Source organism: Candidatus Neomarinimicrobiota bacterium, assembly GCA_041862535.1.
GTDB lineage: Bacteria > Fidelibacterota > Marinisomatia > SCGC-AAA003-L08 > TS1B11.
The window spans coordinates 15,962-27,624 of the sequence record JBGVTM010000368.1 but is presented as its reverse complement, the minus strand read 5'-3'; the positions used below and the strand labels follow the sequence as shown (position 1 = coordinate 27,624).

Annotated in this window: 11 protein-coding genes and 3 tRNA genes; all 14 read right to left on the bottom strand. The window is 55.5% G+C overall.

The features are described from left to right. The coding region (locus tag ACETWG_13375; GenBank protein MFB0517574.1) for a hypothetical protein at nucleotides 1–323 on the bottom strand (323 nt) is incomplete at its 3' end. Beyond that, nucleotides 310–540 (bottom strand): Rdx family protein, encoded by a 231-nt coding sequence (locus tag ACETWG_13370; protein MFB0517573.1) that lies wholly within the window; start codon nucleotides 538–540, stop codon nucleotides 310–312. The genes ACETWG_13370 and ACETWG_13375, both read right to left, overlap by 14 nt. Before the next feature lie 52 nt (nucleotides 541–592). Beyond that, nucleotides 593–2,887, bottom strand: coding sequence for a FecR domain-containing protein (locus tag ACETWG_13365; protein MFB0517572.1), 2,295 nt, complete (start codon nucleotides 2,885–2,887; stop codon nucleotides 593–595). Nucleotides 2,888–3,229: 342 nt separating this feature from the next. Continuing rightward, a tRNA-Ser gene (locus tag ACETWG_13360) sits at nucleotides 3,230–3,317 on the bottom strand. A gap of 84 nt (nucleotides 3,318–3,401) precedes the next feature. After that, nucleotides 3,402–3,692: a hypothetical protein gene (locus ACETWG_13355; GenBank protein MFB0517571.1), complete on the bottom strand. Its 291-nt coding sequence runs from the start codon at nucleotides 3,690–3,692 to the stop codon at nucleotides 3,402–3,404. A gap of 426 nt (nucleotides 3,693–4,118) precedes the next feature. Next, a tRNA-Ser gene (locus tag ACETWG_13350) sits at nucleotides 4,119–4,206 on the bottom strand. A gap of 56 nt (nucleotides 4,207–4,262) precedes the next feature. After that, nucleotides 4,263–4,520 (bottom strand): GIY-YIG nuclease family protein, encoded by a 258-nt coding sequence (locus ACETWG_13345; GenBank protein MFB0517570.1) that lies wholly within the window; start codon nucleotides 4,518–4,520, stop codon nucleotides 4,263–4,265. 98 nt (nucleotides 4,521–4,618) lie between these two features. Then, nucleotides 4,619–4,709 (bottom strand) — tRNA-Ser (locus tag ACETWG_13340). A 266-nt stretch (nucleotides 4,710–4,975) separates the two neighbouring features. Next, on the bottom strand, nucleotides 4,976–5,257 hold the full coding sequence (locus ACETWG_13335; protein MFB0517569.1) for a hypothetical protein: 282 nt from the start codon (nucleotides 5,255–5,257) through the stop codon (nucleotides 4,976–4,978). 185 nt (nucleotides 5,258–5,442) lie between these two features. Then, nucleotides 5,443–6,246: a RecB family exonuclease gene (locus tag ACETWG_13330; GenBank protein MFB0517568.1), complete on the bottom strand. Its 804-nt coding sequence runs from the start codon at nucleotides 6,244–6,246 to the stop codon at nucleotides 5,443–5,445. A gap of 20 nt (nucleotides 6,247–6,266) precedes the next feature. Continuing rightward, nucleotides 6,267–7,535, bottom strand: a complete 1,269-nt coding sequence (locus ACETWG_13325) for a GWxTD domain-containing protein (protein MFB0517567.1) — start codon at nucleotides 7,533–7,535, stop codon at nucleotides 6,267–6,269. After that, nucleotides 7,528–9,171, bottom strand: a complete 1,644-nt coding sequence (locus ACETWG_13320) for a hypothetical protein (GenBank protein MFB0517566.1) — start codon at nucleotides 9,169–9,171, stop codon at nucleotides 7,528–7,530. Before ACETWG_13320 ends, ACETWG_13325 begins: the two co-directional genes overlap by 8 nt. Then, a complete protein-coding gene (gene rfaE1 / locus ACETWG_13315; protein ID MFB0517565.1) occupies nucleotides 9,158–10,141 on the bottom strand; it encodes a D-glycero-beta-D-manno-heptose-7-phosphate kinase in 984 nt (327 codons plus the stop codon). The genes ACETWG_13320 and rfaE1 overlap by 14 nt, the downstream gene beginning before the upstream one ends. Continuing rightward, on the bottom strand, nucleotides 10,131–11,663 hold the full coding sequence (gpmI, locus tag ACETWG_13310) for a 2,3-bisphosphoglycerate-independent phosphoglycerate mutase (GenBank protein MFB0517564.1): 1,533 nt from the start codon (nucleotides 11,661–11,663) through the stop codon (nucleotides 10,131–10,133). Before gpmI ends, rfaE1 begins: the two co-directional genes overlap by 11 nt.

Genomic DNA, 11,663 nt, shown 5'->3' with positions numbered 1-11,663 from the left:
CGCTGCCCACTGAGCTCTACCCAAACCCGGGGATCGATAGGGCCCCTGAGATCAACCGCCAGTCCCAGGTCGTAAAACTCCCGTCGCGTATAGGAACGGGTGAGCCACCCTCTCTCGGTCTGAATGATAGCCTCAAAGCCCTTTGCCGTCTCCCGAAATTGGGCCGATAGAAATCCCCTTGCCTTGCCAAAGATCTGGTAATATTCCTGCTCCGGAATATCGATGGTGGCACCGACATATTTGCTAACCACCGGGATTTCCCAGGCGCCACGCTGCTGACCTGCCAGGAGGCTAACCAGCAGGAGCGTGCTAATGGCTGTCAATGAGCTGAAAGATTTCCTTATCATCAGGAAAGCGTCCCAGGGATTTTTTCGAGAAACAAAGTCGGCCATCAATCGAAAACTCGAAAGCACCACCCCCGCTGGGGAACAGGGTGAATGACTCCAGTTGATTGCCGTACCGTTCAAGTACCTTCTGCGCCAAACTGGCGGCCCGGGGTAGGTAATTTCATTGTACACAGTATTCCACGCAAATCTTCATCTCTTCACCCTCATTGTGCTACCTCCGTGCCCGCATTAGCCCGGGAATTCCACTAGAACCGGAAGGCAGTCTCCACAGTCAAGAGGCGAACCTCCTCGATTTCGCCAGCAATGTATCGATACGACACCTGCTGGTTGTAAATCAAGTCCACACCCGGTGCCAACGCATAAGCAACCCGATAGCCCCAAGTAGTGTTGGAACTTGGATTAGCGAAATCGAATGGGTTTTCGTCATTAGTCCGGATATAGTAGGCCATAGCATCGGAAATCTTCGGGATCATATCGGTATTAACAGACAGGTTCGCAATGAAGCTGTTGCTCTCTTTCGCTAACGTATCCGCCTTAGCCGGCTTCAAATTCTGATAGGCAGCGCTGAAGGTCACGACATTGAATAGACTCGCGGAGGCGCTTCCGTAAATCCCTGATAAGTTATAGGGATTACTTATTGATGCCTGGTCCTTGGTCTCTACATAGCTGGAATCATCGCTGACAGCTATGATGCGTGCCCGTTCGAAATCATAGGTGCTATTGAAAAAGCCCGGCTGGAATAGCGCGGAAGTATAGCGATATTCCAGCCCCAGGTTGATGAGATTCAATACCCGCGCCCTGAGACCCGGACCGACGATGCCAGAACCACTATTACTTTTATAGAGCTTGTCTCCTTGTAGAACCGAGAGGGGACCACCATAATTCAGTAGCCCATATTCGGCATACGCCACCAGACCCAGCGCCTTTCTGTTGAGGATTGGATAGCTGATATCAGCACTGACGCCCATTATAGCCCTTTCTTCTTCCTCTAAATTGAAAGGCTCCGGGGCCCTATCAATGCCGTCAAGGTCGTTATTGGGCTGGTTGATTGGATCAGGGGTGTTGTCGGTAAATCCATCGCCATCGATGTCAAATTCGGTTTCATCATCATTGTCGGCCCGGCCATCACCATCACTATCGAGCCAGTATTCCTTATCCTGCGGGAAATCGTCTACCAGATCCGGCCGGCCATCACCGTCTTTATCCTTCAGGCCACCATACTGATTGAGGTCGCCTAAAACGCTCATCCCCAGCGTGAGCGGGAAGATCTCGGACAGGCGGTAGGTACCCCTTAATCCGACCAATCCGCCTCTGGTTCGGAATTCTTTCAGATCGGCGGTAAAGCCTTTGACGCGGATATTCTTACTCACGCGCCCGCCGACTTCGAAACCGACCCGGCGCACCTGGGGGAACTCAGCCATGTTGGAGTAATTATTCATGAGCGCACCGAAGCCGTATTGCACCTGGGGCATGGCGCCGATCTGGAAGAAGAAGGGGTCCTGCTCCGTTCCATAGCGCAGGTACAGGACCTTATCCAGGTAATCGGAGGGTTCGTCCCATTCGTCCTTGCGGAAGTTCCCTTGGGCGTCCATGTAACCTACCAGATCGAGTCCGATGCCAATTTTGCCGAACCTGAATTCGGGTCGCAGGGCCAGCTGGTAGTAAACCTGCCCACCAATGGTCACGGAGCCCAATCCCAGGCCGAAGCCCGGCCCGGCCTTCTCAGCGGCTGCTTCTTCCTCGGGGGCCTCCTCAACCGCTGGAGCCACCGGCTCTTCCACGGCCGGCTCTTCCCCAATGAACAGCTCCTCGAGCGGAGCGACCGCCTCACCGGGTTCCACCTCAACTTCAACCTCCGGAGCTTCCTCTTCAACTCCCTCCTCCGGCACCTCCGGTTCGGGTTCCAGTTCCACCTCATCCGGATCGATGGGCAGCTCGTCAGTAGTAATGGGCACGGGCGGCGTCACCACACCGGCCGCGGTGGAAATGATCATGGTGTAGGCCGTCAGATTCTGCGTGATACCACTGATCTGGTTGAGAATCTCCACCACGCCTTCCACGCCGTAGGCCCGGTCAACCCCCGCCCTCAGATCGTGAATCAACCAGAAGTCCGTCGCCTTAACCGACGCTACCGATACCGGCGTTTCTATCCGGAAGGACTTAACAGGCTGGGGCAGAGTGGAACGCAGAGTACCGTATTGCATATCTATGGTGCGTACGTTCTCGCTCTCCACAAACTGGAACTGGCTGTTGGCCTTGACTTTCAACAGCGTCTTGTCATCCAGGCAGATGAGCGAGGCGAAACCGTCTTCACCGGCCCGTACGGCATCGCCATTGAAGAGGGAATCAGCTGGCTGCAGGGCAGTGGCGAAGGTGGCGTCGGCTTGGCGGCGCATCAGCATTTCGCCGCGGGATTTGAGAACCAGCGCGATAGGGCTCTCCTGGGCCCAGAGGGGCAGCGCCACCGCCAGTGCCGCTGCGAGAATGATGAATCTTACCAGGAAATAAGAAAATAATAAACGTATGGTAGAATGCTTCATGGGGTGCCTCTTGAGATATTTACATGAATGGTTTATAATATAACCATTAAATATAGTCTTTACCGGCCCAACTTGGAACGGCCAAATCGGCCCAGGTTGCGGGCATCAGCCAGGTATACTTCTCCCACGGAAACGCCATTCCGATTACCGGTTGCTAAGCGGTCTTAATATAGATGAAGTTACCCTTCTGCCGGTGCCTTACCGTGGATAATATAACCAGTAGAATGAGCCTGTGGGGAATTAGCGGAGAGGGAAGGATTCCCCCACAGGGGTCCCCTCGGGAGAACGCTCGCTACGGTTCGTCGCCGAAGAGAAAGGATTCTCCTCTCAAAAACCTCTCTGCGGAGAGGGAGGGATTCGAACCCTCGACCCGGGATCACCGAGCACCCGCGTTCCAGGCGAGCTCCTTAAGCCTCTCGGACACCTCTCCCCTGAGTTGGAATTTAGCCTCCAGCCGGAAAGTAAGTCAATCGCCATGGGGAACTTGGCAGGCTCGCTGTGGTGGACGGCGGAGTTAGTGAAGACTGCTGGAAATGAGGGCCGCGGAGGTGGTATTAAGCAGGTCCGGTACCAGGATGCCGGGCCGCGTAGTCAGGTGTCGCCACTGACGATGGATGGCTTGCAGGCGCCGTTGTGCCATCAGCCGGCTGTCATGCTGCTCTACATGCAGCAGCTCCGGATGGGCCAGTCGCCGCCATCCGCTGTGACTCCTGAGCTCCTCAAGGCAGGAACGGAGGTCGTTAGTCACGCCCATAAAATAGGTGCCCGTGCTCAGGCATCGAAATATGTATACCGTATATCTCACTTCCTTAGTCTTACCAGATCAGAATATTCCCTGCGGAGGAGGAGGGATTCCCTACAGGGGTCCCTCCGGGAGAATCCCCGACACAGTTCGTTACCGAAGAGAAAGGATTCTCCTCTCCTAAAACCACTCTGCGGAGAGGGAGGGATTCCCCCACAGGGGTCCCTCCGGGAGAACGCCCGAACCGGGATCACCGGTCAACGGTTTTTCCGGAGGATCCGGAGGACTCCTTAAGAGGAGCCCTCCGGGACAAGACCGCCGCTTTTCCCAAAGGGATCCCTTCGGGGCAACCGCTCAGCCACTCCTCACGGCTTCCGTTGCACTGAAATCGCGGAGAGGGAGGGATTCCCCCACAGGGGTCCCTCCGGGAGAACGCTCGATACAGTTCGTCACCGAAGAGAAGGGATTCTCCTATCAAAAATCTCTCTGCGGAGGAGGAGGGATTCGAACCCCCGAACCGGGATCACCGGTCAACGGTTTTCAAGACCGCCGCTTTCAACCGCTCAGCCACTCCTCCCATAAGTCATTACCCGTCTCAAGAGTGATAAAAATATCAAATAGCCCGAGGAGCAATCACCACATCCCCTGATCTTCCAGAAGAGATTTTAGCTCAGCATGGCCTGGCAGGGTCTTTAAATATCTCTCCCGACGAGTTGCAGCCGATCGATCCAGGAACCGCTCTTTATGGATGATCTCCCACGGCCGATAACCTTTCGTCGACCTAACCTTGCCACGATTATGTTGATCAAGCCGCCGCTCAGGTTCAGCACTGATACAAATATAATGCCAATCCTTTCGAGAAAGACTTTTCAATACGTAAACATAATACATATCAAAGATCTACCTGCTAAATCAGCCGCTTTTCCCAAAGGGATCCCTTCGGGGCAACCGCTCAGCCACTCCTCCCGGTTTCCGTTGCACTGAAATCGCGGAGAGGGAGGGATTCGAACCCTCGATACAGTTCTTCACCGTATACCCACTTAGCAGGCGGGCGCTTTCAGCCAGCTCAGCCACCTCTCCAAATCCTGGGCCTGTGTGCCTGGCATCGGAAGTCCGGGGCCGCGGCTAACTTAACTACGACCAACCGAAGAATAAAGCTCTAGACAGACACCAGTTCCAGCAATATCAGGAAAATGTGGTCCTACTATATCTCCTCAGCCCGGGGCTGCAGGACCTTGAAACTGCGACCGGAGACGTTGGTTAGGGTCAGTTGCACGTTGGGCTTGGTGAGGTCGCCACTGGATTGGTCATTAAAGGTGAGAGTGAGATTAAATTATTAGATTGACTCATTTGATATGGTTTACCAACCCATTCACGTACGGGCTCCAACCGGGGTACTTTCTGGCCAGCGCTTCGGCCTGCGTCCAGCGGCCCACCTGGGGATCGTCCCGGAGGGATTCCGTCGGGATAGTACCGCGCGCCGAAGACAAACCCTCCCTGCTCGCTCCCGTCTTTACTACGCTACGCCGGGCAAGCCGCGAGGCTGACTCGCCGTCGGTCACCGGGCCGGAGAAGTGGTCCTCCTGGACAATCCTCGAGTCAGTGAGACAAACAGGTTCATACCTCACTATTTTATATATTAGAGCATCCTTATATAGTACCGGTCCCCATTCCATTCTCACCCCTACCTTACCTTCGGAAGAGTGCCGCCCGGAATGTAATCTATGTCATTGCGTCATAGGCACTATGGGCTGGCTCCCTTACCCGTATTATGGCGAAAAAGGATTGGGTAATATGGATAAATGATCCTTTCTCACCGTGCCACTCGCGCCGGATGCTCGGCCCCGCACTTCACCGGGCAGACCTCCCAGTAGTAGCACCAGCTGCAAAGGAGCGACTCCTGCGGCTGGAGCAGAGTCGGCTGTGCCTCATACTCGCGCACCCTGTCAATGCGCTTCTTCAGCATGGTGGCGATGCGCATTGGGTTCCACCCCACGTGCTTCAGAGACACCTCCTGGCCGTGGCGCAGGAAGTGCCACACCACGTCCACCCGCTCCACTTTCTCACGGGTCCTCGCCAGGGCCAGAAAGTAGACCTTCATCTGCAGGTCCTTTTCCGCCTGGGCGTCGGTGAGCATTCTCCTCCCCGACTTGTAATCGTGGATGGACCACCATCCCGGCCCGTGGATGTCCAGCCGGTCCAGGATGGCTTTCATCAGGTAGCCGCCCCGCCCGCCCAGGTCAAAGGTGAGGATCTGCTCGGTACTGTGCACCGGTTCGTCAAAGGGGGTGTGGCGGCGGTAATAGCCCGCCAGGCAGCGCTGCCCTTGCTGGTAGTAGTCGTCCGTCTCCCAGCCAGGATCAACGATGTTAACGCGGCCGTGCCACGCTTCCATCCAGAGGGCACTATACCGCTTCAGCAGGTCGTCGAAAAGGATGTTCCGCCCCGAACGACGTTCCCGGTAGAGCCATTCCAGCGCCTCATGGAGGCGAGTCCCCAGGAAGCTCTCGATGGACTCACCGCTGGCGGGGCGGTCTTCAATATGGATGAAACGATATTTGGCGGGACATTGATCGAAGACCTGTAGGCGGGAGTAGGAGAACCAGTCGCTCGGCAAGGCGAAGCCTTCAGGACGCCTTAAAAGGAGCGGCTGGGATATAATGGGGTGACCAGACGATAGTCACCGAACATGTTCACGTCAACGAAAATGAATTTCCAGCCCCGTTCGTAGTAAAACCAGACCTGATACGGCTTTTGTTGCATATCGAAGGGATGCCGTTCGATGTCGTCCGGCTGGCCGTAAATGATATATACCATGCCCAGGTCTGTCTCCCAACCTGGCTGGAAGCTGCGAAAATAGGTGTTGGCGTACCCCACCCGGCGGTAATACTCGTCCATGAGCTCATTGCTGGGCGTATCCGGAGTGGGATCGAGCGCACGCCAGAACTCCAGGAACGCCTCCCGTTTGGCTTCACCGGTGGCCCCTCTCATCTTCTGGAGCTGGGCCCGTGTAGCCACGTAGCGAGTCTGTTCGATGGCCAGCTCAATGTCCTCAATCTCACCGGAGAAACCGGCCCAGGTGACATGGATCGGGACCGATTGCTTCGCTTCCAGAGAGTCCACCTCTACCCGCAGCTTGAGGGTATATCTGCGCTCCTTCAACTGACCGGCGGCCACCGGAATAATATGGGTGCTGAGAGCCTCCGCCAGGTTGAGTGTCCTGCTGGAGGTGGCGACCGTCGTTTCGTCCTTCGTCTCCAGGCTGTACTCCAAGGTCGCTTCCGAATGGGCCCCCGCGGGTCTGCGAATCACCATATGAACATGGAATGAATCTATCACATCAGAGATCTGATTATCCACGTAGGGAACCAGGTTGTCTGGCTGACCTGGTCTCTTCTGGATGTCCGCTAGGAGCAGAATATCGCCCAGTACCAGCTGATCCCGGGGGTACCCGGTAATCTCAATCTTTTCACTGGCGTTATAGCTCTGACGATTGTCCTGATCCACCAGGCTCACTGTGATATTGTATTCATCAGGCGGAAGCGTAAAGTCAGTATGGGCGATGTGGTGCAGATCGGCTGATTGGGTCTCTTTATACCGTGCCTTGACCACTTCTTCCAGCCATATGCGGGTACCGCACACCATTCCATTCTCATCAACGGCAAAGACGGAGAGTTCGTAGGTGGCCTTGAAATTTTCACCGTGGGACACAAACACCAGCTGATCCAGTGGGATTTTGGTAAAGACATCTAACTGGACCGAATCGCCCAGAAGAGTAGGCGATTGACTCGTGGTAATCTTGAGGGGCGACTCTTCCCGGATCCGCTCGGGAAGCTGCGAGCCGGAGGGCTCCGTGCCCCGCAGTATTCCCAGCAGGCAGGTTAGTATGACAATTGACCTACTCAAAATAAGTCTTCCAATTGAATCGCACGACACCATCCTTTGTCAGGAACCAGACCCAGTCCGCGCTGGGTTCGATAGCATAGACAACCTCCGACGGTAACCCTTCCTTTCCGCCAAATGTGAATAGTCGCTGCTCCCGGCGATCATATAGTAGGGCACCCTGGGATGTCGCTAGCCAAATGTACAATCCGTAACCCTTAATTTCCAGAATCTTAGCCTCACCAGATAGCGAGATGGACGTAAGTGTAAAATCCTTCTCCTTCGACCCGCGCTGATAAACATAATTGTTAGCCACCACAAACATATCCCCCCCATCACCCCACATGCTGGTTGCCGGTAGTGCGGATGTGCGCCACCACTTGACTGGCCTCTCACTCTGGTACGCGTAAATCCCGTCAGCTGTTCCAGCGTAAAGGACCTGGCCAGCACTCAACAGACAATACACTTCTACCATCGGCGATACGCTTGAACTATCTTCGGGAATAATCAGGCGGGTGGAGGGGCTGATGCGGTCAATACCGCGAATGGTGGCCGCGAAAATCTCATCCTGGTGTCGTTCCAGGTCCCAAATAGCCTGGTCCCGCAATCCGGCTTTCGAGCCGATGAATCCCCAGGCGCCGGTGCGGGTTTCCAGTAATACAATGCCGTTCATGGTAGCCAACCACATTTGGCGACCAACCCGGAGTATAGCGTTAACACCCGCATCCCGAATCACCTCTGATGACAGACTACTATAGTAGCGCCAGGAGGAAATTCGCTCGTCCCAGGCACTGAGGAAATAACCCTCCCTGCGCAGAGGTCGAACACCCTCGCGGCGAAAAATATTGTCAGCGAACCAGATCCGATCACCATCCCGGTAAATGGTGATTACCGGTTTGGTTGCAATACCCGCTTGAAGCTCTTCCAGACGACGGGTACTGGGATCGCCCCTGAATAAGGTCCCGATGTCGGTGCCATACCAATACCGATTGTATCGATCCTGGAAGACGAAGGTGGGTACAGCGGTAAGATAGCCGGGGCCGAGAAATTCACGGATAGCTGAGGACCATTGGCCTGTCGTGATCCAACCAAGCAGGTCCGGGGGCTCCAGGAATTCCGCCTGGCTGGTGTTCCAGGCTACGGGGTTGTCTGGCCCGGCGAGGTCGCGGTGAATGAACTCCCCGGTAAATGAGTTAAGCAGAGTATAAACGCCACCCAGGTCGATCCAGATGCCATCAAACGTGCCTCCCACGCGAGTCACATCCCGTCCCCGAAAATGGTCTGGCAAGGCTAAGAAAGGCACAAAGCGCCAGGTTTCATCCGTGCGCATGCGAAACGCGATACCGTCTTCATAGACCACCCAAAGGCCGTCAGTGGAAGGGTCATGATAAACGTGGTAAAGGTGGTGTGACGGCAGCCCCATGTTAATCTGTGGGAGATGATCCAAACCCTGGTTATAATAATCGAAAAAGAGCAGCCCATCGAAGGTGCTGAAATATATCCCGTCGGGCCCCTCGGAGGCGGAAGTGATGGTGGCCGTGGCCGGGATGTATTGCCAGTCCTCGGGTTCGTAATGATAATGCTGGGCAGTGATGCAGTTTGCATGGATAAGCAGGACGATCAGGGCGGCCTGAACCAGGTTTATCTCACGGTGTGGCATGATGCCGCAACAGTCCTTCCAGCTTTTCCAGGGTCACGGGCACCACGCCCATCTCTTCCACTACCGTTCCGGCGGCAAAGTTCGCCAGCTCGGCTGCCTCTCTGGGATTGGCCCCAGATACCAAAGCCAGGGCATAAGTACTGATGACCGTATCACCGGCACCGCAGACATCGGCCACCTTACGGGCGCGCGTAGGGATGCGGCGGTAGCCCTCCTGATCGAATAAATCCATTCCCAAGGAGCCGCGCGTTATGAGAACCACCTCCGCTTTCAGACGCGCCCGCATGTCATGACCAGCGGCGCGCAGTTCCTCGTCGGTTCGAAGAGGACGGCCGACAAAATGCTCAGCTTCGGCCAGATTGGGCTTGATCAGACTCGCACCCTCGAATCCGTCCAGGTTGTCAAATTTGGGATCCACGAAAACCGGACAGCGATGTTGCCTGGCCAGGGTGCGCATTTGCTGAACAACCTTGTGCGTGAGGGTACCTTTATGATAATCCTGGAGAACTAATCCGCTGGCCCCTGCGAGGTCCTGGGCCACTCTCGCAGCCACCTTCTCAGATAGTTCATCCGACAGTGGCACAGTGGATTCCTTATCCAGTCGGACTACATGCTGGGACCCGGCGATCACCCGGGTTTTTTCGGTGGTGGGGCGGTCGTTATCCTGAAAGATATGGTGTGGGATGCCAAAGCGTGCTAGAGTTCTCTCAAGCTCTTGCCCGGCCGCGTCGGCCCCGGACACCCCTACCAGAAAAACCTGCGCACCAAGGGAACTCAGGTTATAGGCTACATTAGCCGCACCGCCGGGGCGATGGTCTATCTCATCTACAGCCACTATGGGTACCGGCGCTTCCGGTGAAATGCGAGAGGCCTTGCCCAGGATGTAGGTATCCAGCATAACGTCACCCACAACCACCAGGCGCTGTTCGGTGAACCGCTGGCACAGCTGGTGAAATCGATCAGGTTGCATTGGCGGGAACCCTGACGAGCCGGTTGGTTCCGGTCATTTCGGGGGGGATGTCCAAATCCAGATAGGTGAGAATTGTAGGGGCAATGTCAGCCAGCTTCCCGCTGCCTTCCAGACGCAAATCATCGCTGGGTGCCACTAAAATAAAGGGAGCGGAGCGGGTGGTATGGGCAGTATGGGGTCTACCTGTCTCGAGATCGATCATCGTTTCCACATTACCGTGGTCTGAAGTCAGAAACAGAGCAGCATTCAGCCCTTGCATAGCCTTCAAAAGCCGGCTCACGCACCGATCGATGGTTTCCATGGCCGCTATCGCTGCTTCCAGGTCCCCGGTATGACCCACCATATCGGGGTTGGCGAAGTTGACAATAATAGCCTCATAGTTTCCGCCGGCAATCGCCTCCACCGCCCGATCCGTCACTTCCTCCGCACTCATGGAAGGCTGCAGATCGTAAGTCGCCACTTTCGGGGAAGGAATCAGGATGCGAACCTCGCCCGGGAAGGTTTTTTCATCGCCACCGTTAAAGAAATACGTGACATGAGCATACTTCTCCGTCTCTGCTACGCGTAACTGGCGGTAGCCGGCCCGAGATAGAATTTCCGGAAAAATGTTGGTAAGGTTTTCCGGTGAAAAGAGAACCGGAATGGTGAACGATTCATCGTACTGGGTCATGGAGCGCACATCCACCTGAAGGGAATTGACGGGGAACTGGGCGAAATCAGGTTCAATGAACGCGCTTATGATCTGCCGCATGCGGTCGGCCCGGAAGTTCATAGCCAATAAGGCATCACCTGACCGGATCGGGCTTGCCGTGCCAATGATCCTGGGGGTGACGAACTCATCGCCCACATCTCCGGCATAGGAGGCCTCAATCGCCGCGATGGCCGTGGCGTAAGTCTCGCCTTCCCCATGCACTAACAGGCGATAGGCTTTCTCGATCCGGTCCCAGCGTTTGTCCCTATCCATAATATAGTAACGACCCACCACCGTAGCGATGGCACCCACACCCAGCTCATTCATCCAACCCTGTACCTGCTTAAGGTAGCCACGCCCGGCCAGAGGCGACGTATCCCGGCCGTCCATGCAGGCGTGATACTGGACCCGTGACAGACCTTCACTTTTGGCCGTTTCCAGAATCGCCCGCAGATGATTCAAGTGGCTGTGCACCCCGGCATCGCTGCATAGACCCATAACATGAAAGGCACTGCCCCGGGCCACCACCTGATGCATTTGTTCCAGAAGCACTGGATTTCGCTGAAAGGCACCCGAATCAACCTCATCGTTAATGCGCACCAGGTCCTGGCGAACAATGCGCCCAGCCCCAATATTCATATGCCCTACTTCCGAGTTACCCATAACCCCTTCCGGAAGTCCCACTGCCCGGCCGGAGGTCTCCAGCGGAATCATAGGGTATTTGTTCAATAGGTGATCCAGTGTGGGAGTATGGGCTAGCCGAAAAGCATTTCCCTCTGACTCCAATCGCAACCCGAAACCATCCAAAATCACTAAAGCGAACTTTAACAT

Excerpts from the sequence above, each read along its gene's own strand:
- ACETWG_13365 (MFB0517572.1), bottom strand. The coding sequence starts at position 2,887 with ATGAAGCATTCTACCATACGTTTATTATTTTCTTATTTCCTGGTAAGA.
- ACETWG_13345 (MFB0517570.1), bottom strand. The coding sequence starts at position 4,520 with ATGTATTATGTTTACGTATTGAAAAGTCTTTCTCGAAAGGATTGGCAT.
- ACETWG_13320 (MFB0517566.1), bottom strand. The coding sequence starts at position 9,171 with ATGCCACACCGTGAGATAAACCTGGTTCAGGCCGCCCTGATCGTCCTG.
- rfaE1 (MFB0517565.1), bottom strand. The coding sequence starts at position 10,141 with ATGCAACCTGATCGATTTCACCAGCTGTGCCAGCGGTTCACCGAACAG.
- gpmI (MFB0517564.1), bottom strand. The coding sequence starts at position 11,663 with ATGTTAAAGTTCGCTTTAGTGATTTTGGATGGTTTCGGGTTGCGATTG.